We start from the raw sequence: 22,719 nt of genomic DNA, 5'->3' as shown, positions 1-22,719 counted from the left end.
CATTGAGAAAAAAGCGTTGCTCCAGCCTTGGCTTTCCATCAATTCGGCATGTTCCAAATAGACGACATCGGAACCACCCCGGCGATAATGATAATTGTTAACGCTTAAAATTTTCTTCATCTCTTTTCGTCAGGTTTCGACATTTTCAAAAATAATCAATTGGTTAGAATTTTTAATCAAATTAGATGGACAATTATAGTGCAAAGCACGTTGAGCGTTTGTATCGTTTAAGCATTCAACTTACACCGCCAACCAACAAGACTTATTTCTTGCGCTACTTTAACGCATCAAAATATATTAACAATACGCACAATTACCTACTGCTAACATGGCTTCAACTAGCCTACTAGGAATACCTTCAGAATCCCGCTCATTTTATTTATTCCTCCACTGAACTTTTTGTAGTTTATTTGTAATTAACCACGGTATTAAAAAAACATCAACTAACATTAGAAGGACAGCTACGAACAGGCTTTTAGGCTAAAAAAACTTATCTATGCAAAACTTATAATTTGAAAGCCCATTTTTAGCGCTTAAGCAAATTAAATAGTCGTATCATTGATGCAAACTTGGATCAAAACCATTCAACGCAATTTTTAACCTAGGCGACCCCATATGCGCACACCCTTAAAAAGGGCCAATATTTCAGACTTTCACTCGCTTTTACTCATAGCGATCACTTTTATCATTTTATTAGCCAGCCCTGGCACTCAAGCCATGCCGAGTTTTGCCCGCCAGACCGGTGCATCATGCAGCCAATGCCATACCCATATCTTTTGGCCCTAACCTGACTCCCTATGGCCCAGACCGTGTAAAAACGCACTAAAGTTTTTCAGGTACTTCTATATGGTTGTTTGGATAGCGCCATAATGAACATAACACTTGGGTTACGGACAGCTTTTTATTCTTCTTGGGTAGGTGGTTTTTTAAAAACCGCTCCTGAGTGCTCATGATATGGCCACAATTGGGCTTATTTGACCACCATAAAGCCCAGCCCGGGCTTTGATGGCCTCCATCAGGCCTTTGATGCCCAGTATTTTTATCACCCGCTTCAAATTGTAAGCCAGCACATGAAGGCTCATTTCGGTGTTGACATGCGTTAATGTCCTCATCAAGAAATGCGCCGAGCCCATCCACAGCTTGATCGTCCCATAGGGGTGCTCAACCGTTTGGCGGCGGATGCGCATACTGTCGGGGGCAAGGTCCAGGCGGGTTTGCATGGCATCCAGGATACCTTCGTGTTCCCAACGGGTAACCCGCCTTTCGGTGCCAGGGGTACACTTTGCCTTGAGTGCACACTGTTGGCAGGATGAACTCCAGTAGCGATGCAGGTTCATTCCCCGTTCAATACCGGTGTAGCGCCAAATCAGGCGTTGCCCCGCAGGGCAGCTATATTCGTTAGTTTTCGCATCATAAATGAAATGGTCTTTGCCAAACCGTCCCGCTGCCGTGGCGTTGGAAGTGACGGTCTTGGGTACGATGGGCACCATGCCGGCTTCATGGCAACGGCGGATTTCTTCACTCTTATAATAACCCCGGTCGGCAAGTACGGTTAGTTGTTCCGTGCCTGTCCCCGCCCGCGCCTGCCCGGCCATGTTCGTCAATTGATCCCGGTCAACGCCGACATTGGTCACTTCGTGGGCCACGATGAGATGGTGTTTGGTGTCCACCGCCGTTTGGACGTTGTAGCCGACAATGCCTTCGCCCCGTGTCTTCATAGAACGGCAATCCGGATCGGTCAGGGAGGTTTGCTTGTCCGGCGCTTCATTGAGTTTAACTTCGATGTCCTTAAGGGATTTCATCTGCTCTTTTAACGCGGCAATCTTGTCTTGGAGCCGTTCCGTTCTTGCCTTTGCGACGACGGCAGGCTCTTGCAAATCAGCCGTATCGAGTGCCGTAAGGTAGCGGTTGATACTGGACTCTACCTCTTTCATGCGCCGTTCGAGCTTAGCACTGGTGAAATTCCGATCACGGTTGTTGACGGCCTTGAACTTGCTGCCGTCGATGGCCACCAGGGCTTCTGAAAACAAGCCCTGTCGCTGGCAAAGCACCACAAACTGCCGGCAGACAGCGCGTATGGCTTTGCCGTTGTCTTTGCGGAAGTTGGCGATGGTCTTGAAATCAGGTGTCAGGCATCCGATGAGCCACATTAGCTCACGTTGCGTTGTGCTTCTTTTTCCAGGCGACGGCTGGATTGGATGCGGTTGAGGTAACTGTAGATATAGAGCTTTAAGAGGACTGAGGGATGGTAGGGTGGCCTGCCGGTAACCGCTGGTTCTACACGGCTAAAACCCAGCTGGCACAAATCCAGTTCATCAACAAAAACATCGACTACCCGTACCGGATTGGTTTCCGAAACATAGTCGTCCAGGCTCTCTGGCATCAAGGTGGTTTGGGTGCGACATTCGCCTTCTATAAACCGTTTCATTAGCTTGGCTCTATTTCCATGGGATGCCTAATTATATCATGGCGTTTTTACACGGTCTGGGCCAATAAGGAAATGGCAGTTGCGAATAGGGCGATTGTCATAAACGGATTCTCATACCTCCCGTGTACGAGCAGAACAAAGCCTTTCTTGATTACCCATAAGCCTCAGCTAATTTCAAAAGATGGCCTGGCATTGATGGTGTCCTTACGGCAACATAACCGGAACGAGGCAGCATGCCTTCCAGTTGAAACCGACGGTTATGCCGGTAGCAGAATTCGGCCAGGTAACGCGGCAAATGTCGGGGGTTGGTCGCATGGTAAGTCCCCGTAATAGCATTTTTCACATTGCCTATCATCGTGTTGACCCAAGTAAACCCCTCTTTGGTGACGCTTTGTGGCCCACCGCCCGTGACAATGCCGATATAGCTGCATCCGGCCTGTGTTACGGCTGTAAAACAAGGCAACCCGCCTGAAATGACCGTGCTGCCGGGTTGTACATGCTGTTTTGCCCAGCGGGCAACTTCAGCCAGCTGAAAACCTTTGACAACATTCATGTTCATCGAAATGGGGTGCCCGCCTCCGTTCAGCGGCACCGCCGCACTTTGTTGGCGGCATCCCGCCCCCTTTTGCCGCCGCGACGCTCGCCACCCCAATACACACCATCCAGTTGGATGGCCCCGCCCAATGGCTTACTGTCGTCGCGTTCTTTCACTTGTGCCCTTGGTGGGGTATCACCTGCATGACCTTCTGCTTCATACTCCACGCGGTATTGTACGACACCCCAATCTACCGCATAAGCTAAGCGCGCCACTGTTTTTCGCGAAAGCTAAAATGGGATCCATCCGATTTTAGCGGCGAAAAATCACGTGGCGATTAATGCCTTCGGCTGCCCACGTTCGTCCTCGGTTCGTCACGATGCACGACTGCCCAAATGACTTGACGCCGTGTCGGATGGCCTTGCATGTTGACTACGCTTCCGTGTACTCCTTCGTTGAACAACGCTTCAGCGCATTGCTGTTCGGTGCCATAGTCTTTGAATAACTCAAGCAAGCTATAACCCGGCTGAAATTGCACTTTATTTTTTAGCATGACTCTATCCCCTTTAATTTATTATCCTTTTTGAGTCATGTTTAACTATAAAGTTGCGGAAACTTATACAGAATCAGGAGGTCTTTTAACACACGTTCAACATAGACGATAATCTGGAATACTAAAGCAATGGGCAGAAAGCCTATTACCCCAATCAGCACATAATCCACAATAGTCTTGAGTGTTTCCTTCATAGCTTTCCTCTCGATTAATCTTTTTAGATTGGTAAACGATCTCTTATCAATGCTTCATGAGTAAGTAGTATTTCGGTTAAGGAAGAACTCCCAACATACGGAACGCCAGTAATATCATTTGCACAGCCAACGCGACTTGGAGCACGCCTAAAACCGCACCCAGGATGATTAGCACAGTCGAGAAGTATTTTATGATCGGCCTTGCAAACAGCATGGCTACAAGATTTAACACCATCACCTCCAAGAAAACCTTATAGATCTCAATATTTTGCTCAGGCGGGACTGCGGCATCAATCAGAATAAAAGCGGCAATACCATACGGTGTAATGATGATAGGAAACGCCAACGGCGATAAGGCAAACATCTTCGCAGATGGCTGCGGACTATCTCCAGGCGGGGCGGCAGGGGGCTGTTCATATTGCGCCAGAACCGATTTCAAGGCGACGAGCAGCAAAACCAATCCGGCAGCTATCAGCAAAGAAGGTAAGCCTACGCCCCAATTTGCCAACGTATTCTTGCCGAGGGTGGCTGCCGCAACACCAGCTAGGGAGGCGAAGAAAAAACCTTTTACGGCAAGCATCCTTGCCGATAGCGTATCCATTCCTCGCGATATTTTTACAAAAGGGGCGAGTATCTTAATGGGCCCTAGCATCACCATAAAATAAGTGAAAATCTGGCTTATCGGCATTGTACTCAACGTCTTTTGAGGAAGGTGAGGGACAGTCGCAGAGATTGTTATCCCCTCTTGTGCGAAAGTTGTAAAACTAAAAGCCACTAATGCGATTGTAAAGACACTTAAAAGTTTTAGATTAGCTTTCATATTTGAGGCCATCGTTTTGGTGATTGTTATTACGGCGGTCGTTTAAACCAACCCGAAGTAGTTTAAACAGTTATAGCCGAAATAAGCAGGGAGCAGAAGAAAGCATTTTATTTTCATTCACGTATGCTGCTAATTAATTGGGAAAATGGCAAGATGGTAAACGCCCAACCCACATATTAGGGCGGCGACGACCAGAAGTCCAGTACGCGCAGGAATCGAGTGCGATGTGCCGGCAATACTGACCAGGAACATCACCATGGATAGGGCGACCGTATTCAGCACATAGTCGTCACTCTGCTGGTTCGCGTCTTGGCCTTCCTGAAAAATTCGCGTCGCTTCCGCCTCGGCTTGGGTTGCCTGTTCGTTCAAAGCCAATTTGTATTCGGGTAATCCAAACGGACTGGAAGCGGCTTTAGGATTATTCATGGGGTCACTTTTCAGCCATGTCTCGAACGCGGGTAAAAACTCCGTCCTGAATCGTTTGCTATAAAACTGTTCCAACTTCTGATTGTCGACAGCATAGGCGTTGAGCCAATGGGTAAACAGTTGTACGTCGATGCCTTGGAGTTGGCCGACGGTGGTGGAGGCCCGGGTTGATTCGACGCGCATAGCGTTGGCCTGGCTGTACTTAGTTGACTGCACCCCACTCCAACGCGCCGATTGATACCCGCTCCAGGAACTGCCAAGTGCCGCGATGGAGAGCAGGATTGCGGCAAATATCTCCAGCCGCTGCACTTGCACCGTTCGCATATCCTCTTTTAGTGAAATATTTGGCTCCATTTTTAGGGCTGCACCGCTTGGTATTTCACTCCACCCACCACCGTACCCCATACGGGAATATCCTTGATTTTCATTGGATCGACATCAAGCGGCGATTCATCCAACACCGCAAAGTCGGCAAACTTGCCGCATTCAATCGTGCCAATCTCGTGATCCATATGCAATTGATACGCAGCGCCCACCGTTGCGGCGTACAGCGCGTCATAGGCGCTGATCCGTTCGGTTTCGCCGACCACCCGCCCCTTGGGGGTGACGCGGTTGACGACGCACCACATTGTGTGCAGTTGACCGAGCGGCGTAATCGCCGCATCGCTGTGGAAGGAGTACGACACACCTTCACGCTTGGCAGTGGCGCAGCTATTCATCCTTTTCGCGCGTTCTGGCCCGACTGTGATCTCGTAGTGCTGGTCAGACCAGTCCACACATGATTGATGAAGAGGTTGGCGCATATACCGAGCTTGGCCATCTTCCGGTACTGTGCTGCGGTGGTCAGCGCGCAGTGCTGCACCGTATGGCGATGATTGAGCCAGACACAGTCGTGTAGCACGTCCTTGACCTTCTCGATGAACACCTGCACGGCCTCGTCCCCGTTGCAGTGGGTGTGCACGTTGATGCCTGAGCGATGATACACCGCCAGCTTGGCCGCAAATTGTTCGGGGATCTCATTCCAAATCCCTGCACCTTCCGCCTTGTAGTAGCCAGGCCAACCGACGCACGCCGACAAGCCCTGAATCGATCCGTCCAGGTATGTCTTGATGCCGCCGGTGCGAAAGAAGTAGCCGACATAGGGGGGGCGGCCCACATCGAGCCCTCCGTGGCGTGAGAGTGGGTCTCGACCAAACCCGGGATCAGCACTTTGTCCTTGAATGTGTCGTCCAGCGCGTACTCGCCCCAACCCTTCACTTCGTCGAGCGTACCGACACCCAGGATCATGCCTTCGCGTACGGCAACATGGGTACCTTCCGGATTTGAAGGGTTCATTGTAACTATCTTTTTTGCTTGGAATATCGTGATTTCGTTTGCCATGTTCAATGCTCCCTAATAAAGGTTGGTATCGTTTACTGGTTTTATAAGTTGATTCCGCTCATGGTTCGACAGGCTTTTATGCCCTAGGGTACACCAAGAACGGAATCAACCACTTACCGTTCGTCTTTATGCCCCAGAGGGTACTGAGCTTGTCGAAGGATTTATTCAGAGTTTCCTTAATCTTGACATCACCTGTGTATTGCTATGTCAACATCATATTTTGCAGGTTCTTATCCAACGTCGCGCCATCAAGGCTCCCCGACAATCCAATAAGCACGAATTGCGTTTTCGGAACTCGATTTCCCCAAGCCCCTCCCTTTTCTATGCTCCAGCGTTTACCGACCAACTGGAAGACGAATTTCACCGAAGGGTCTTCAGAGACCTTTACCTCGCAAAATCTCTGCATCCAGTCCGGCGATGAGCGCGTGGAATTTTGTGCCATCCAATAGACTTGAGCCGATATAGCTCCAAGTTACATAGTCATGATCGTGGTGGTGTTCATGCTCCATCCCTTCGGCTAAATCTACCTGTTTTTCAGAAACTGCTAGCTGTTCCAGCAATTCTTCCCCGAACAACATATCCATAGGAATCTGTCCCCGGCTCACTTTCAATATTCGAATATTAGGAATTAAATCTTGCAGCCACTCCCTAACTTGAGTAAGTTTCTCATCCGGCACCAGATCGACCTTATTTAGCAACAGCAAATCTGCGCTTTTTAACTGCTGTATGACTTGACGGCCTACATACTTATCAGCCGCACGTTTCTGGATGAATTCGGCATCGGCAAGCACGATAACACTATCAAGATGAAATCCCGGTAAATGAGCATATTGCGCTATTTTAAAAGGGTCGGAGACACCGCTCGCTTCGATGAGGACTCTATCAGGAAGCACCAACCTTTCTCGAATCGAGAGCATTGCCGTTCCAAATCCGCCAGAGAGCGAACAGCAAATACAACCATTGGCGAGATTGATCGTGTCGCCGTCCTGACTTTCGATAAGATCGATGTCAATGTTGATACTGCCAAAATCGTTGACCAGGATGGCGAAGCGGATGCCTTTATTATTTCGCAAAATGTGGTTGAGCAAGGTCGTCTTGCCAGCACCAAGATAGCCGCCAATCACTGTAACCGGAATTTGCTTATTAACCATATAAAACGGGTATTAACTATCGCCCTTCACCCCACTAAACATCTCGCGGCAAGCATCTGTCGTCATCCATTCCGGCATACCGAAAGGTTGTTTACGGTCTTCCGGTAAAGGCGAAACGTAGGGTTTTCCAGCTGTGCGCCGTTCGAAATCGGCCTTGGCCGCTTGCCGAAAATCGCTATCGGTCAAGATGTCCATGCCCGTAGCGGCTAGTACTTTCGCCATACCGGCAGCCGCTTTTCTGCCAATGCTCATGCCATGCGTAGCCGTTGCCGCCCAGGTGTGCATACCGATTCCTATAGGCACCGAAGGCATGCCAATTCCCATCGTCGGGACGTTCCAGCTAATATCGCCGACATCGGTTGAGCCGCCCAATGCCGGTTCATTTTGTAAAGGGACAATGGTGGTTGGCATACCTTTCGGTTCTAGGCCCAGGTTTGTCTGTAATTCGCGAGCGAAGGTCTGCTCGGCTTCCGTCCATGCCGGAGCCCCTAACTGTTCCAGATAGGTTTGCATCCGTTGCGCCAACGGCGTGTTGGGCAGCAAGTCGTACATCCCGAAATACAAGATAAAGTTACTTTTGGTTTGGGTCGCCATTGCCGCGCCTTCGGCGGCCTGTCTTACCCACTCCGTGGTTGCATTTACCCTGGTGCGGTCAATATCGCGTATGGTCATCCACATCTTGGCGTAGTCCGGCACGACATTCGGGGCAAGCCCCGCGCTTTCATAGACATAATGCATCCGTGCCGTAGGCTCCAGGTGTTCTCTCATTAAATTGACACTGTGGGCAAACAATTCCGCCGCATGGACGGAACTGCGCCCCAGCCAGGGCGTCATGCCAGCATGGGCTGTGGTCCCCAAGAATTCCACCCTAATACCGTTCGTGGCGTTGGTGCGAAGATTGCCAACGATCGCATGTTCAAACGGGTGGCAGTGCAGGACTGCGTCCAGATCGTCAAACAATTTCTCCCTCGCCATGTAGACCTTGGCACCTTCGGTTTCTTCAGAAGCGCAGCCGTACAAGCGTATAGTGCCGCTAATGCCTTGTTCAGTCATCGTCTTTTTCAAGGCGAGTGCCGCGCCCAGCGCCGCCGAGCCGATCAGGTTATGGCCGCAACCGTGACCGCTAGTGGTGCCGTCCTTACGCGCTTGCTTACAGCTTACCGCCTCATTCCCCAAACCGGGCAGCGCGTCGTACTCCAGCAAAATCCCCAGTTTTGGCTCTCCCGTGCCCCATTCCGCCACAAATGCGGTAGGAATCCCTGCAGTGCCGGTGCTAATAATCTTAAAACCTTGGTCTTGCAGCAATGCCAATAGGTATTCGGCGGATTTAACCTCTTCCAGCGAAACTTCCGCTAATTGCCACAACTTGTCGGATGCCTGTTCCATGATCGGTTGCACTGCATCGACCGCTTGCAGCACCCATTCTGGATCAATCGTTTTAGTAGTCATAACGTCTCCTTTTTAGTATGGTGGTAAAAAACAACTTTTTGCTTTTCTCTAAAAACTACAAAATTTTGAGGCAATCCACGGCGCATCAACCTTAGAACGTGTTTTAAAAGTGTCGCGAGCGGTTCGAGTGCAAGGCGCACGGAACGCAGAAACAGGAGTGTACAGATAGTACATGACTGTTTCGAGTACCGCGCAACGTAGCAATCGAGCCGCGTAGCAGCATTTAAAACACGTTCTTAGATAAGACTCGCCAGAATTTTCAGTAAAGTCTCTTTTATCGGTACTTGAATTGCAAATAAAGCGATTAAAGGCAGCGCGGCAGGTAAGGCAATGCTTAAAATTGCGGCCTTACCTATCGGCACCGCACGCATCTGGATAACAGCTTCGTAAAGGCTTAGCGCATCGGCAACAGGGCCGATTTCCGGGGCTTGCAGTAAGGATGATTCATCCGTTATCGATTCATGCCGAATCCAGCGCTTATGGACAAGCCGACCGTGATTTCCGACCAGTGCGCCGTATTCTAACCGCGCCTTGCGCTTGGCGGCTGACAGTTTAGGAAAAAAAACCAGCAGCGGAGATAAAAACAAAAGCACGATAACGATAAGAAAAACCACCGTTAACAACTTAAGCGATTGCACCTGCAAACCGTGATAAACGACCTCGTGCGCCAACCGTGACGCCAGCACCAGGGAGATCGCAAACACACACAGACTGAACGCCAAGGGAATTTTTTCAAGGAAGCCTAAACCGCCGGCTCGGTCGGGATGGGTAGGGACAAGCTCTAAATCAAGGTCGGCGATACGTTTAAACAACACAAACACTAACGCTAAGCGCCATAGCGAAACCCAACATAAAGCAACGAAAATAGGACGACTTATAAAAAGCATCCACCAACCGCCGAAACCGAGATTAAACGCCGTAGACGTACCGGTATTCGCCCAGTTTAACTCATGCATTTCCTGATAAGGCGGCTGTAGTGCAACCGTGGTAAAAACGATGGCGGAAATAACCACCCAAGGCATCGAACTGTCGCGCAAGCTAAGCGTATTGTGCAGAGCCTGTGTAAATAGGCTGCGCTGGTCAGTGCGAATTAAACCGGAGGTATAAAAATAAGGGATCAGTTTAGTGATAACCTTGTGTATCAACCCTTCACCGAAAATAAGCAGGGGAATGGCGACCAAAAAACGGGCATGGATACCAAAATGGCGCAACAGGGGTTCGTCAATCCGGCCTTGTATCGCTGTCCCAGACAAATACGCCCAAAGGACTAAAGGAAGCCACGTCAATACTGCAAAAAAAATTGCCCGTCTCACTATCCCTAACCCTTCCTTGGGTATCAAGCCAATCCGACGGTAGAACCGAAAAATCAGGTCATCGCGCACGAGCGAAATTTCAAATTCGGCTTCGTCTTGCTCGTGATTCATGGCTTATATGACTGTATATTATCCAAACGGGATTTGACAAAAGCTTAGCGCAGATATAGCGACTCAAAACGGGCAAGAACTTTATCCCCTTCAAGAAGGAATAATTGTTCGCCTTTAATGCGGTAAGCCGTCGTCGCGTTGAGCATTTTTAATACCCGGCCTTCCAGTTCCATGAAAGGCGATTCGCAAGCCATCATCGTCCCCGCCATCTGCGAAAACGCCAATTCGGTGCCTGTTTGTTTGAATGTCCCGGTAAACTGGTTGCAGCCGCTGAAGCCGATCACGCGCGAGCCTTCGCTCGCTAAAGTAATACGGATTTGGCGCTTATGCGACGGCGCGATGGGTATATTCTTGCCGTCAAGTTCGACCAGTTTCCAGTAGGTATTTATCAGCTCTGCGGTCGATTGATTATTGCCGGATGCGGAGGCGGCGCAAGACGCCTTGGGTTGTGTGCCGCCGAATTTCTCGATCACCGCCATTTCGACGACCTTATCCTCCATACCTGGGCGTTGTTCAAGTTTGCCCTGGAAATCGACGACCAGCGGTGCGCTGGGTACGTTGCGGGCTTTCAGGTAAGCGCGTTCCGCTGTCAGATAATCGCCGATCATCGCCACCGGCCAACGTATGCCGCTTTCGCAATCGGTGAACGTAGCCGCATCCGCCATGTAGCGGAATTCACCGCGCCATGCGTGCGCTTCGTTGACGGGATCAACTTGTGCAACACGGTTGAGGTCGATATTCGCCGTGGTGTCTATCGGCTTCCCCGAAGTGTCGAGTTTGCGCAAACTGCCGCCGCCGATTTTTTCGTAATATTGCGCGCCCGATGCATTGCTAAGCGTCAGTTTGTTGCCTTCGGCTGTCCAGCGGCCATGTTCAACGAAGGGGTTGACGGATTTGTCCTGGTAAATGCGCCGCAACAAAAACAATCCGTCGCTACGCAAAGTCAAGGTTTCCTCAATGCCGGGGCAATCGGCGCAGGGCGTAACGCCGTTGAAAGTCGCTGGTAATGCGCCAAAATCGGCGGTTTCCGCCATCGGCGTGGCGAAGCCCCTGGCGCTTATCTGTCCCGAAGCGCCCGGTTGCACGGCATCAAGCCACAGGTCGGCCTTATTTTTAGCGCCGCGCGTTAGGACGGGATAGCTGCGTGTGGTGGTGAAGCGTATCTTCCCTTCCACATCGATCCTCGCCCTGAGCGTGTAATCCGAACCGGGATTGATTTTAGAGCTGGGTACTTGTAAGGTAAATGCAAGCGGGACTTGGCGCTCCCCGAAGGCCTGCTTGCTTTCCGCCATAACCGTCGCCCCGGTATCGGCGCGGCTGACATCTTCCAGGCTCACCGTCAATACCGCTTCCGGCGGCATGGCGATCCTTTGGCGGTAAGCCGCCGTGCCGCTGACGGTGATTAAATCGTCTTTTGATTCGCCTTGGTGCGTCGCACATCCAACACTATTGATCACGATAAAAATAGCTACAAACATAATGAATTTATCGAAACTCCGGCACATGGAAACCCTCTTGATTTAATTTTAAATAGTCTTTAATTCCGGCTTCTTACCTATGCCCATCTTATGTGCTTAATTCAGGTCTTTCACGTTCGCCATCAATCGGTAGAAAAAGCCAATCGACTTCGCATATTCGCTTACCAACACTCTTTCATTAACGCCATGCCAGCGGTCAGCATCCTTTGCCGATTCCACGCGAACCGCCGTGAAGCGATAGACATTCTTTGCCATTGGCGAAGCTGCAAAGTATTTGGCGTCTGCCCCGCCAATAACTAAGTAAGGGGCAATAACTAAATCTTTTGTTCCCCAGGTTTGACGAATCGTTTTATCAATAAGCTTAAATTCAGGACCGGTAGAACTGGATACGGGTGTTGGGTCGTTTGAAGCGGAGAGATTAGTGACAGTCACACGATGATCATTAATAATCTGCTTGACACGTTCCATTACTGTTTGAATGGTTTCACCCTGAAGAATCCTGAAGTTGACAACGGCAGAGGCAAATGGCGGCAGTACATTTTCCTTTACACCGCCATTGACCATCGTTACCGCTGTTGTGGTATGGATCATTGCCTCCGTTTGTGGGTTACCTTTCAAATAGGTAATAAGCGTTTCGTCATTAGCAGTCATTTTTTGTTGTTCTGCTGACAAAACGCTTGACATAACTTTGAACTGATCCCGCACAGCATCGGTAACCCTGTAAGGAAAGGGATTGGCTTCTACCTTAGTAATGGCCTGGGCAAGAATACCAATATTTGAATTGGCAGGAGGCGCTGCTGAGTGGCCCCCTACTCCGTCTACCTTTAACTCAAGACTAACATAGCCTTTTTCTGCGATACCCAATAAGGCAATGGGGGCGCTTACACCGGGGAACAAGCCGGGAGCCAGTGGAAGACCTTCATCAAGAACAAAGGCGATCTCTTTTATACCCCTTGATTCAAGTGTTTTAACAATATGATTAACGCCTTCGGACCCACCCACTTCCTCATCCTGGCCAAAAACGAGGACAATGCTGCGTTCGGGTTTAAAGCCTTGTTTCAGTTGCATCTCAATGGCTTCAAGAATTGCCATGATCATGATTTTGTCGTCCAGCGAGCCGCGCCCCCAGATGTAACCGCCTGCTATATCACCCGAGAAGGCATCATGTTCCCACTGTGATTCAGTGCCAGGTACAACAGGGACAACATCCTGATGTCCCATCAACACAATCGGAGCTAATGCAGGATTAGTCCCTTGCCATGTGTATAGCAAGCTAAATTTGCGGGGATCACCGACGACTTCCCGTTTCATGGCTTTGTGGGTACGCGGATAGGTCTTTACCAGAAATTTATGCCAATCCTTAAAGGCCTTTTCATCAAAATCTTTGCGGTCTTGATTGGAGATTGTTTTGAACTTGATACCTTTAGCGAGCCGTTTTGCGGCGGCATCGGCATCAACCTGAATATTCACTAATTCCACTTGTGAGGCTGGGTTCTCGCTCTTTTTTACTTCTTGAGCAAAGGTTTCAGTAAAAATCACGAAACAGCCAATCAATACTAATAGAGTGCTGGCTACCTTTTTTTTCATACCTTTTCTCCTGAATGCATATTTTTTAATACGTTTTATTTATATGGCATTGACGTAACACGCCAGACCTTCCGGTTAAAACAAAATCTGGGCGCGAATGCCGGTCATGATGGCGGTGTCACGGTCACTGCGCGGCGGCCTGATGAACTGGGCATCGGCGGTCAAGCGCAGCCAAGGCGTGACCGAATAATTGTAGAAGACCTCAAGTCCGCTTTCGTCGCGTGCCGGCAATAAGAGACGAAGCGAATCTTTCAATTGGCTGCTGTAGCCTACATAGAACAAGCCAAGCCCAAACTTGTCACGTTCCCGTCCGGGAATCGGGCTGGTGCCGCCGATTCCTCCCATGACAGACCATTCGACAGGGTTTGGGTTGCCGTCTGAAACAGCGACCTGACCGAAAAGCCCCCAAGCTTTCTGGGGATCGACGGCATCCCGCCAGAGCGATTGTTCGAAGGTGTAAGACAATAACCAACGGTCTCCTTTGTTTCCTGGCGGTGGCGCTTCGGGCAGCAATAACTGTGGAATATCGGCAAAATCAATGCCGTTTTGGGTGCTGTAGGCTGCGGAAAAGACATGTTTTCCGCTTCGGCTGAAGAAATTACTCGGCAATTCCACCGATCCATTAAAGGTGACACCCTTATCAAACGGGTTTTCAAAGCCTGTCTTGCGGACTTGGTTGGCCGGGTCGTAAATCATGAGTGTATATTTGGCCGGCTTGGTTTTTACCGACACGATACCGCCCAAAATTGTCGGCGGCGTGATACCGCTGATGGGGGCGACAAATTGGACATGCTGGAATTGCTCAATGCCGCGTCCGCCGCTAAATTCCCGGCCTGCATCATAAAGGTCAACCATGTTGATTTTGCCGAACATGACAGTGACATCATCCCCAAGCTGTTGGGTGAAATAAAGCGACAAGTCGGCGAAGGTATTGTTAGCTCCCGGGAAAGCGAGCGCCAGGTTGTTGGGCAGGAATGTTCCGCCTGCCGAGGTCGGCGACTCCCCGTAATTGAGTTCCGCGTGGGCGTTAAGGCCGAAACCTTTCCACAAGCCCAATTTCGCACCCTCTATCCGCAAAAAGCCATCGGCCTTGCCGCCATATTTCCAGTCATGCGAACCTGTTCCTGCCGCAAGCCCTTGATAAAATTGGGTCAGGAAGCCGCTGAAACCGATGCCATGCTCGCGCATGGTAGTTCCTGTACCGAACCAGTCGTCCGTCAGGGTCGTGCGTTGCCAAAGAGACTTGGCGATTGGCGGCTGTTTGGAGGCTTCAATCGAAGCCGCCTCATCCGCACTGACGACCGACATCCATGTGAAAAATAAGCAAACGAGGCTAAGAAGCTGTTTAAAAACTACTGCGCGAGTCCATGACGTTGTTGAAAAAGTGCGGAAAATACTCATGTACTTCGTGTACACTCCGTTTTTCCGCACTTTTTCGCCTAGTCCTGAACCCGCTCGTGACGTTTTTAAACAGCTTCTAAGAATGGGTATATGTGTTGGTTTCATGGATTTCAGCAAAATTAATGGATTTTATTTAGGGAACAATAAGGTAACCGAAAAGCGCAAACCCCAATCAGGGCCGCCTTTTGGCGCTTCTGGATAGTAACGGGCAGACCCTGAAAATTGCACCGGTTGTGTGCCAAACATCACTAATTGGCTGGCACCCGCCTGCACAGGGATCAGCCATTGATTTCTTTCCCAGTCATAAGTGCTTTCGGTGCTTAAGCTGTAAGTTGTTTGTTTGCTGGTGGTATAGGAAAGGAAAGGGTTTAGGAACGTGCCGCTAACATCAGACCTTTGCTTGTTACCCGTTACCGACCAAATATGGTTGACTAAGCCGCCATAAGTCCATGGGCCTTGTTGCCGCAGGAGGACAGCCGTGGGGCCAAGGCCAAATTTTTCCGTACCGAGCCGGTCATCGGTTGCGCTGGGGTACAGAAAAACCGGCCCTGCTCCCCAGATGATGCCGCTTGCCGTGGGTTTTGCGGGTGATAAGAAGAAACTTTGCACAATATCGCCCATCCCGGAAATACTGCTTCCACCTGTTACCGGAGATTCGGCATGGATAATCGGCACGATGGTACGGGTAATCAGGTTCAAGTCATCATTCAATTTGAATGGAATTACAGGCTGGATATTGACGGTGTAACGCATGGCGTCAGCCGGTCCAATGCCAAAGTCCCAATTGTTCTGGATGGGTACGCTGATGAGGTTTGCAACTGGGTTTTGTAGTTTTAGGGCGAGAGCATCAGCGTCATCGTTTGCTGAAGCAGGTATTGAAAATGAAACTAAAGCCGTGAGGAACACAGCTTTTGGATAAGTATCTTTCATCGAATATCCCTGGGTTATGATGCGGCTGTTGTATTTGTTATTTTTTAACCAAGCTATCTTGCCTAAGATAATGCACCTTCTCAATTTGGATTACAAATATTATGTGCCTTTATACCCAGTATAGCCGTTAAGTCATATTTCAAAAGGAACTTGAAAATAAAAGCGCCAAATACAAGGTTCTCTTGACTGAATCTTCGGTACCGGGTACTCGATTATGTATCCTTGTCTTCCTGTATGAAACCACGCAGTGCGCGGGTGCGGACATTGTACCTAACCGAAAAGAGGCGAATCGCAAACGCGGTGATGATGGTGGGCCAAGCCGCCACATAGGGGGAGAAACAAAATCCTTTTTCGAGAATAAGGAACACGAAGCAACTTATCAGCACTGCCACCACGGTTAGGGTGCCGGGCTTAAAAGCCTCCGGCTCTTGCCGCATAAACAGGTCGCGCAAAATGCTGCCGCCAACGGCATTGACCAACCCAATTAGCACAACGCCGGGCAGGCTTATTCCTGAATCGATGGCTAATTGCATGCCAACGACGGCATACGCACCCAAGCCCAGCGCGTCCACCACCTGAATCAGGCCCGAAAAATGCCGATAGCGCCGGTAGTGATCCAATCGCGCACCAACGGCGAACACGAGTACTGCGGCGGCGGCCACGATAAGCAAGTAGATGGGAGTCTGTAACAGCGCGGGTGGGCCATTTTGGAGAAAGAGTCCGTCGCGCATAAGCCCACCGCCCGTAGATGAAATAAGAGCGAGTGCGGCAACGCCGGACAAATCATAGCCACGTCGGGCACCTACAAGCGCACCGGTGATTCCCCACAGAAATGTTGCACCATAGTCGAAATAAAGCGGAACTGTGAACACTTGAACGGCCATTTTCGTTATGTCTCCGTAATCGGTTGTGTCCACTTCAAGGCCATAAAACACCCTTATCCATTTTGCCGCTTTAGTCTAAAGTTAGGTAACATAGACCATTGAATTAGTCATTATGTAAGGGTACTCGATCTTTTACTGTTTTTTTCATGCAGAAAGGCAACAAAATCTTCGATGGGTAGAGGTTCGGCGATGTAAAAACCTTGGCCGAATTTAACCCCATTTTTTTTTAAGTATGCGATTTGGTAATCATGCTCAATCCCTTCCGCTATGATCCCAATATTCATTGTGCTGGCGATACTGATCACATGGTCGATTAAACCTGTACTCGCTGTTTCGTTCTGGATACTGTCCACAAAAGACTTATCTATTTTGAGATAATCCAAAGGAAAGCGATGGAGATAACTTAGGCTGGAGTAACCGGTCCCAAAATCGTCAAGCGCAAGCTTGGCTCCGTTATTACGCAAGTTTTCCATCGTTTCATTAGTGGCGTGATTGTCAGGTAATAGGCTTCGCTCTGTGATTTCATAGAGAACCTGTTGATTTGGAATGCGGTTAAACAAGAACTCCTCTTTAGAGTTTTTATGACCGTCCGCCCCCAAATCAGACGGACTTAAGTTGATGCTGATATATATTTCAGGATGCCCCCCCATAAATTTCCCAAGCTCAAATTCTATCCGACCAATTAACCATTGTGTGATATGACGAATCATACCGGTTTGCTCGGCAATCGGAATAAAAGTCAGGGGCATAATTAAGCCACGATTCGGGTGTTTCCAGCGTAACAAAGATTCAGCGCCGACACACCGCATATTGTCCAAATCCATTATGGGTTGGTAATGAATGTAAAACTCCTCTTTTTCAATGGCTTGCCAAAGTTCGCCTTGTAACAAATTGGAATGCTTTCGGTTTCTTTTCATCAACAGGACAAGTCCCAAGGACACGAAACCACCGAGCACCGCTATAAATAAGGCATCACGGCGCCAATGTTTAAAAATAAATGCCGGTGAGGCCGTTACAACAGCATAAATCGGGAAATCGCCCGACTTGTAAATAGAAAACACGTTGCCATGAAAATGCTGCACATGTTCTGGATTGACAGTCATGGGCGGCAACTCGCGTTCGGACATCGAGCCAAAACTGATGACCGCTTTGCCATCTTCCCGAACCAAAAATACGCCACTGACTTCACCGAGCCGAACGTACTCGTGAAATTCTGCGAAAATATCAGGATCGATTAAGGCGTTTACATACTGGGTTGCGCTTACTCTATAGTTGACTAAGAGCGACTTGCCGCCTCGGAGGGTTGTTACGGGAGGCACTATCGCAATATCGCCATCCTTTTCCGCTATGCGCCTGTGTTCAATCTCCGTAATGTCGACCGGAGGGTTGAATATTTTCACATCATTGCACATCAATTTATTGTCGTTAATAATGCCGGTTTCCCGTATATACAGGACATTAAAAACTTTATCCTGCATGAAATCGACAGCGGATTGATCGCAACGGGCGGACGTTTGCTCGGCCAATTGCTTAAGATTTGATTCGGTGACCTTGAGGATGTTGTCGGCTCGTCTAGCCGTCGCATTGGCAAGAAATGACATTTCATGTTCGATGCTGGTTTCGATCCATAAATAAGATAAGCCTAATGTGAAAAATACCGGCAACAATGCGATCAACAGCATAATCGGCAATTCATAACGCAAAAAGAGATGTCCTTTTATCCTTCTTCGGTTTTGCTTACGCATAATGCCTTTAAATTTTGGATTAAATTAAACAGAGGGGGGGATTATCTCAAACTCTAGGGTGAAATTTAAAAAATTGACTGATAAATTAAAGAACTTAATAGTTAAGTTAGGGGTAATCATGAATAAGGTTTGGAAAGATAGCGTTGTAATAATCCGATGGCTGTTGTCGTCGCTTTCAATCGTCATATTATTCTCCGGTTGCGCCAGCGTAGGCAAAGGCGTTGCCAAAACCATCCTGAAAAAAGCCGAAAATGAAGATACCCGCTTATGCCAAGTGTGGGACAGCCCTTTTGCCGGTATTGATGCCGACCTGGCTCAAAAGCCCGAAAAAACAAAGATATTGTTTGTCCACGGTGTAGGCGATCATTTTCCGGGCTATGCGACTCAATTCCTGGAAAAACTGGCCAGGAAACTAAGCTTGGACGTGCGCTCTGAAACCCAGAAAAATATTGCCCTGAGTTCTTTTTTATTTCCGGGAAAAGAACTCGGCAATTTGAGGGTGATGCACCTGCTTAATGAGCAGAACGGCAAAGAACTGACCTTCTACGAATTGACCTGGTCAAAAATTACCCGGCATGAAAAAGACTTGTTGGCTTTTGATAATTCGGGGGAATATGATTTCCGTCGTGCCAAAATGAATGGCTTGTTGAAAAAATTCAGCAATGATACCGTCCCCGATCCGATTATTTACCTCGGACAAAGTAGGCAACCTATTCTGTCCGCATTCTCACAGTCGTTTTGTTGGATGGCGACTGGCGATTGGGAGGATCTGCCGGAAAGCGGTAAACATGAGTGTATGAACCTGACTGATGCCCATGCAGAACATATCGCCCATGATCATTATGTCTTTATCTCCCATAGCCTGGGCAGCCGTATCACAACGGATGGGATGCAGCGCATTGCTTCCTTATTGGCATCGCCCAGGAAAAATGTACGCGCTAACCAAAAAGATAGCCTTTCTATAAAAGCAATTCAGGCATTGCAAAATAAACAGATTTCCATGTTCATGCTGTCCAACCAACTCCCTATACTGCAAATGGGCCGGGAGCTTCCAGAAGTTGCTGGACAAGAAAAAAACTATTGCGATCCTAAAGGTGCTAATTATAAAAAGCGGATGGTCAATAAAACTGAAATTATTGCCTTTAGTGATCCAAACGACTTGTTAAGTTATGGTATACCGCACGAATTTGCCGAAAAATATATTGACTCCAGGCTCTGTGCCAAGATCACCAATGTTAATATCAATATTACTAAAATCATGGATGCTTTCGGGTTGTCCGACCTTGCCAATCCGATGGATGCCCATATCGGTTACGATCAAGATGACCGCGTTATTGCCATGATTGCTAAAGATATTGGCGTTAATGGCACATCATCGCTGATTAAGCAACGTTGCGATTTTACAAAAGAAATAAAGTGAGAAGCGGTGTTTACAGATTCCATATAGGGCAATGATTTCCATTTAATGCCTTGATGTTGTTGGTTTTTTTCATGCATTCTTATCCAAAAAATAAACCTGATCTATGCTTGCTTCAGGCAAGCACTTAGATTGCACTACATAACACTGACACTACCCCTTTTATTTGGTAGCATCATATTGAAAATAAAAAACCAACAATAACATCCTGATTGTTGGGTTTCACACTATAAGACGAATATCAAACAATAGTGAGCCTAATAACCGTAACTCTTTGCATATTCCCAGGGGATGCTACAGCTCGCCAAGTACGTGGCAGCACACGTGTCAACGTCAACGGTAATCGGCATATTGATAGAAATAAAGTTATTAACCGCCGCAACAAAATCAACAGGGACATCAATATCAACAACACGAATGTGAATATCAATCGGGATGTCAATATCCGACGCTATGGCTGCCATGGCTACCACGGCGATTATCACTACCATCGCGACCATGACGACGATCGGTGTCGGCGCTGCCATCGCCATTGGGGTTGCAGGCCTTGCGGTAGGGTCAATTATTACTGCCGCAGCAATGCCGCCCTCTTGTCAAATGGTCAATGTCAATGGCTTTAATTACCAACGCTGCGGCAACACGTGGTACAAGCCGCAATATGCCGGTTCGAATGTCAATTATGTCGTGGTCAATCCACCGCAATGAAATGACAGCTTTCCCCAAGTTTTGAATGCAGTTCAGTATTGCCAAGCCTTGAAAGCTGAGTAATGTGCAGTACACAAAGCCTGGATAACTCATTTTTTTGTAAGTCGCCTGACCGTGGATCACTATAATTCTTCTGGTAAGGATAGTACTGCGAACACAATTTTTAAGTAAGCAAACCTCGCATGTAATTGTAGCATTGGATTTTGCTACGCACGTCAAAGTAAGGCTTACAGATTTAAAACAGTGCTGAAATAGTGGCTGGTGTCATCAGGTTCGAACGAATTCTCACTGTCCGGCTTAATACTTTCATCGCAGAATATTACTTTCTTGAAGGTCTGGATAAATAAAATTGAGGTTCGGCTTTCTGAATATCTGAACGGCAACAATTGGCCAGCAATGTATTCGTTGGTTGATATGAGCCAAGGTCAGGTATAGGGAATGCGGTATCCCTGTTGCCTTGGTTTCATTCCATTATGTTTACCAGCTTTGGAAAAAACTGGCTTCATGGCGCAGGTGCGTCTCCATTGGGCAGCACGAATTTGATGTCCAAGGTTCTCAAGTAAGTTTGTAACCCTGCATCTTGCAGGGGTATTAAATGGGCTTCTTTTGAAGACTCATTAAAATGGGCATGCCAATAACCTGGGGGTGTAATGAATGCTGAATACGGTTTCCAATCGATTCGGGTCGGGTTCAATATCTTGCCTTTTACTGAAATCCTTGTACCAACAAGCGTATAGCAACCCGGATCACAATCTAAGATTAAATCAAGGGCAACAGATTGATGCCGGTGCGGTAATTGCACGGCATTCATTGGCAGTACTCCTAGCATAGCCCAAAGCGTATGCGTTACCGTTAAGGTTTGATCCATTGCCTTGTTGGCAAGCAGCACGCTAATGCGACTCCGGTTCAAGGCATCAGCCTCTTGTCTTACTATATCCAATTCCCGTAGCGAATCCTCTGACGTGTAAAGTGTTGGTTTGAAGCGTTGAATGTTTGCGGTAGCACCCAGATAACGCATGAGCGGCTCATCATGGACTAGGTAAAATGCAGAATCGGCAGCAGCAAAATGGCGCGTTTCTTTACCAATTGGCAATACCACAAAATCACCCGTCTTCCACGGAATGTCTGTACCATCAAAGTCAGTTCGTCCATTACCATACATGACATAAAAGAGTTGCGATGTTGCGTTGAAATTCGTGGACAACGCTTCACCGGCAAGGATACGCACGAAGTTGGCACACAGCGCAGGGCTGGTTGCAGGCCCTTCGCAGCCTAGTTTCAAACTTATGTCTAGCGGGATAATTCGGGTGCAGCCCGTTTCATGCAACTCGCTACCGAATTCTGCAAAGGGGATTGGGGAAATGGCACCAGAACCTATGGGATCGGCCGCTTTTGTGTATTCGTAATATCTAGCATTCTCAACTAAGCCCTTCAGTTCTATTGGCTTAAGCAACATAGTCATGGACGTTACCTCTAGAGTGCGGTTGCCAAACCTTATTGGCTAAATTTCGCTTAAAAAAATTCTGCCCGCAGAAAGCCATTCATTATATGAACCAAGGCATAATTATGTTGCGTAACCATAATCGGAGAATACATAACGAATGTCCAATGAAACAACCTTGCTGAAAGACATCTCAGATTATCCTAAGAAACCAACGCCCTCAATACATCTGTACGGCTAATGATGCCAACCAGTTTGGCATGGTCAAAAACAGGATAGCTTCTTACTGAGGAACCCTGGAATTTTTGCGCTAAATTTACAATGCTGGAATTGGCTTCGACACTAATAATCTCCGTGGACATAAAATCCCCCACTTTTCCAAACATGCCCTGGTCATAGACACTTTCTAAAACCACACGCATGCCATCTTTTTCTGAGAACATTCCAATTAATTGCCCATGCTCATCAATAACCGGGGCACAGGTTATTTTATTTTCCAGCAATTTTTTAATGGCATCAAACACATTCGTTTCCTTGGAGAGCGAAACCAGCCTTTTGGTCATATAATCGGCAACAGTTATTTTCGACAGCATCATCAACTCCTTAGGCTATTATTTTAATTGGGCTGACCTGGGGATTCATCTATGTTGAATCCGCCTACGATTACTATTAATCGGTAGTGGCTAAACATTAACTGATAAGCTCGAATTATAGGTAACGACAAACCAATGAATCATGCCGTCATGCCACGTTGCACACTTGGAGAACGAG

The 22,719-nt window shown here is 48.2% G+C and carries 19 protein-coding genes and 3 pseudogenes; 2 read left to right on the top strand and 20 right to left on the bottom strand.

Annotated features, from left to right (window positions below; all coding sequences use genetic code 11):
* Positions 1-947: 947 nt before the first annotated feature.
* The 17 genes and pseudogenes from ABL924_RS12680 to ABL924_RS12600 form a co-directional block, all read right to left on the bottom strand.
* Positions 948-2,428, bottom strand: a pseudogene (locus tag ABL924_RS12680) (IS1182 family transposase).
* Positions 2,429-2,579: 151 nt separating this feature from the next.
* Positions 2,580-3,225: pseudogene (locus ABL924_RS12675) on the bottom strand (IS1595 family transposase); the annotation flags it as partial.
* 192 nt (positions 3,226-3,417) lie between these two features.
* Positions 3,418-3,516: pseudogene (locus ABL924_RS12670) on the bottom strand (IS1595 family transposase); the annotation flags it as partial.
* A gap of 41 nt (positions 3,517-3,557) precedes the next feature.
* Entirely contained in the window at positions 3,558-3,710 is a 153-nt protein-coding gene (locus tag ABL924_RS12665) for a hypothetical protein (protein ID WP_349027459.1), read from the bottom strand.
* Positions 3,711-3,786: 76 nt separating this feature from the next.
* Positions 3,787-4,398 carry a MarC family protein gene (locus tag ABL924_RS12660; RefSeq protein WP_349027458.1) on the bottom strand — a complete coding sequence of 204 codons (612 nt, stop codon included), beginning with the start codon at positions 4,396-4,398 and terminating at the stop codon, positions 3,787-3,789.
* A gap of 261 nt (positions 4,399-4,659) precedes the next feature.
* Positions 4,660-5,139: a hypothetical protein gene (locus ABL924_RS12655; protein ID WP_349027457.1), complete on the bottom strand. Its 480-nt coding sequence runs from the start codon at positions 5,137-5,139 to the stop codon at positions 4,660-4,662.
* A 173-nt stretch (positions 5,140-5,312) separates the two neighbouring features.
* Positions 5,313-5,759: an amidohydrolase family protein gene (locus ABL924_RS12650; protein WP_349027456.1), complete on the bottom strand. Its 447-nt coding sequence runs from the start codon at positions 5,757-5,759 to the stop codon at positions 5,313-5,315.
* A complete protein-coding gene (locus ABL924_RS12645; RefSeq protein ID WP_349027455.1) occupies positions 5,672-6,112 on the bottom strand; it encodes an amidohydrolase family protein in 441 nt (146 codons plus the stop codon). The genes ABL924_RS12650 and ABL924_RS12645 overlap by 88 nt, the downstream gene beginning before the upstream one ends.
* A 598-nt stretch (positions 6,113-6,710) precedes the next feature.
* Entirely contained in the window at positions 6,711-7,487 is a 777-nt protein-coding gene (locus ABL924_RS12640; RefSeq protein ID WP_349027454.1) for a GTP-binding protein, read from the bottom strand.
* 12 nt (positions 7,488-7,499) lie between these two features.
* Complete coding sequence (locus ABL924_RS12635) at positions 7,500-8,936, bottom strand: amidohydrolase (protein WP_349027453.1); 1,437 nt, start codon at positions 8,934-8,936, stop codon at positions 7,500-7,502.
* A gap of 236 nt (positions 8,937-9,172) precedes the next feature.
* Positions 9,173-10,360, bottom strand: coding sequence for a hypothetical protein (locus ABL924_RS12630; protein WP_349027452.1), 1,188 nt, complete (start codon positions 10,358-10,360; stop codon positions 9,173-9,175).
* A 44-nt stretch (positions 10,361-10,404) separates the two neighbouring features.
* Positions 10,405-11,838: a YbaY family lipoprotein gene (locus tag ABL924_RS12625; RefSeq protein WP_349027451.1), complete on the bottom strand. Its 1,434-nt coding sequence runs from the start codon at positions 11,836-11,838 to the stop codon at positions 10,405-10,407.
* A gap of 96 nt (positions 11,839-11,934) precedes the next feature.
* Entirely contained in the window at positions 11,935-13,425 is a 1,491-nt protein-coding gene (locus ABL924_RS12620) for a M20 family peptidase (RefSeq protein ID WP_349027450.1), read from the bottom strand.
* 75 nt (positions 13,426-13,500) lie between these two features.
* Positions 13,501-14,931, bottom strand: coding sequence for a carbohydrate porin (locus ABL924_RS12615; RefSeq protein WP_349027449.1), 1,431 nt, complete (start codon positions 14,929-14,931; stop codon positions 13,501-13,503).
* A 24-nt stretch (positions 14,932-14,955) separates the two neighbouring features.
* Positions 14,956-15,756 carry a hypothetical protein gene (locus tag ABL924_RS12610; protein ID WP_349027448.1) on the bottom strand — a complete coding sequence of 267 codons (801 nt, stop codon included), beginning with the start codon at positions 15,754-15,756 and terminating at the stop codon, positions 14,956-14,958.
* 212 nt (positions 15,757-15,968) lie between these two features.
* Positions 15,969-16,640, bottom strand: a complete 672-nt coding sequence (locus ABL924_RS12605; protein WP_349027447.1) for a TRIC cation channel family protein — start codon at positions 16,638-16,640, stop codon at positions 15,969-15,971.
* 110 nt (positions 16,641-16,750) lie between these two features.
* Positions 16,751-18,385 (bottom strand): EAL domain-containing protein, encoded by a 1,635-nt coding sequence (locus ABL924_RS12600; RefSeq protein ID WP_349027446.1) that lies wholly within the window; start codon positions 18,383-18,385, stop codon positions 16,751-16,753.
* 118 nt (positions 18,386-18,503) lie between these two features.
* On the opposite strand from ABL924_RS12600, the gene ABL924_RS12595 reads away from it, so the two are divergent.
* Positions 18,504-19,805, top strand: a complete 1,302-nt coding sequence (locus ABL924_RS12595) for a hypothetical protein (RefSeq protein WP_349027445.1) — start codon at positions 18,504-18,506, stop codon at positions 19,803-19,805.
* Positions 19,806-20,059: 254 nt separating this feature from the next.
* Here the strand turns inward: ABL924_RS12595 and ABL924_RS12590 are convergent, their stop codons facing one another.
* On the bottom strand, positions 20,060-20,302 hold the full coding sequence (locus ABL924_RS12590; RefSeq protein ID WP_349027444.1) for a hypothetical protein: 243 nt from the start codon (positions 20,300-20,302) through the stop codon (positions 20,060-20,062).
* On the opposite strand from ABL924_RS12590, the gene ABL924_RS12585 reads away from it, so the two are divergent.
* Positions 20,301-20,507, top strand: a complete 207-nt coding sequence (locus ABL924_RS12585; protein ID WP_349027443.1) for a hypothetical protein — start codon at positions 20,301-20,303, stop codon at positions 20,505-20,507. The two genes, ABL924_RS12590 and ABL924_RS12585, sit on opposite strands and share 2 nt — an antisense overlap.
* Positions 20,508-21,009: 502 nt before the next feature.
* Here ABL924_RS12585 and ABL924_RS12580 read toward each other — a convergent pair.
* Together ABL924_RS12580 and ABL924_RS12575 are read right to left on the bottom strand one after the other, a co-directional pair.
* Positions 21,010-21,969, bottom strand: coding sequence for a cupin (locus ABL924_RS12580; protein WP_349027442.1), 960 nt, complete (start codon positions 21,967-21,969; stop codon positions 21,010-21,012).
* Between the two features lie 182 nt (positions 21,970-22,151).
* Entirely contained in the window at positions 22,152-22,541 is a 390-nt protein-coding gene (locus ABL924_RS12575; protein WP_349027441.1) for a CBS domain-containing protein, read from the bottom strand.
* Positions 22,542-22,719: the final 178 nt, after the last annotated feature.

The organism is Methyloglobulus sp., assembly GCF_040079455.1.
GTDB lineage: Bacteria > Pseudomonadota > Gammaproteobacteria > Methylococcales > Methylomonadaceae > Methyloglobulus.
Note: the sequence above shows the minus strand (reverse complement) of the source record. Positions and strands in the feature narration are given on the sequence as shown.

Excerpts from the sequence above, each read along its gene's own strand:
- ABL924_RS12665 (WP_349027459.1), bottom strand. The coding sequence starts at position 3,710 with ATGAAGGAAACACTCAAGACTATTGTGGATTATGTGCTGATTGGGGTA.
- ABL924_RS12660 (WP_349027458.1), bottom strand. The coding sequence starts at position 4,398 with ATGCCGATAAGCCAGATTTTCACTTATTTTATGGTGATGCTAGGGCCC.
- ABL924_RS12655 (WP_349027457.1), bottom strand. The coding sequence starts at position 5,139 with ATGCGCGTCGAATCAACCCGGGCCTCCACCACCGTCGGCCAACTCCAA.
- ABL924_RS12650 (WP_349027456.1), bottom strand. The coding sequence starts at position 5,759 with ATGCGCCAACCTCTTCATCAATCATGTGTGGACTGGTCTGACCAGCAC.
- ABL924_RS12640 (WP_349027454.1), bottom strand. The coding sequence starts at position 7,487 with ATGGTTAATAAGCAAATTCCGGTTACAGTGATTGGCGGCTATCTTGGT.
- ABL924_RS12635 (WP_349027453.1), bottom strand. The coding sequence starts at position 8,936 with ATGACTACTAAAACGATTGATCCAGAATGGGTGCTGCAAGCGGTCGAT.
- ABL924_RS12630 (WP_349027452.1), bottom strand. The coding sequence starts at position 10,360 with ATGAATCACGAGCAAGACGAAGCCGAATTTGAAATTTCGCTCGTGCGC.
- ABL924_RS12625 (WP_349027451.1), bottom strand. The coding sequence starts at position 11,838 with ATGTTTGTAGCTATTTTTATCGTGATCAATAGTGTTGGATGTGCGACG.
- ABL924_RS12620 (WP_349027450.1), bottom strand. The coding sequence starts at position 13,425 with ATGAAAAAAAAGGTAGCCAGCACTCTATTAGTATTGATTGGCTGTTTC.
- ABL924_RS12615 (WP_349027449.1), bottom strand. The coding sequence starts at position 14,931 with ATGAAACCAACACATATACCCATTCTTAGAAGCTGTTTAAAAACGTCA.
- ABL924_RS12610 (WP_349027448.1), bottom strand. The coding sequence starts at position 15,756 with ATGAAAGATACTTATCCAAAAGCTGTGTTCCTCACGGCTTTAGTTTCA.
- ABL924_RS12605 (WP_349027447.1), bottom strand. The coding sequence starts at position 16,640 with ATGGCCGTTCAAGTGTTCACAGTTCCGCTTTATTTCGACTATGGTGCA.
- ABL924_RS12600 (WP_349027446.1), bottom strand. The coding sequence starts at position 18,385 with ATGCGTAAGCAAAACCGAAGAAGGATAAAAGGACATCTCTTTTTGCGT.
- ABL924_RS12595 (WP_349027445.1), top strand. The coding sequence starts at position 18,504 with ATGAATAAGGTTTGGAAAGATAGCGTTGTAATAATCCGATGGCTGTTG.
- ABL924_RS12585 (WP_349027443.1), top strand. The coding sequence starts at position 20,301 with ATGACGACGATCGGTGTCGGCGCTGCCATCGCCATTGGGGTTGCAGGC.
- ABL924_RS12590 (WP_349027444.1), bottom strand. The coding sequence starts at position 20,302 with ATGGTCGCGATGGTAGTGATAATCGCCGTGGTAGCCATGGCAGCCATA.
- ABL924_RS12580 (WP_349027442.1), bottom strand. The coding sequence starts at position 21,969 with ATGACTATGTTGCTTAAGCCAATAGAACTGAAGGGCTTAGTTGAGAAT.
- ABL924_RS12575 (WP_349027441.1), bottom strand. The coding sequence starts at position 22,541 with ATGCTGTCGAAAATAACTGTTGCCGATTATATGACCAAAAGGCTGGTT.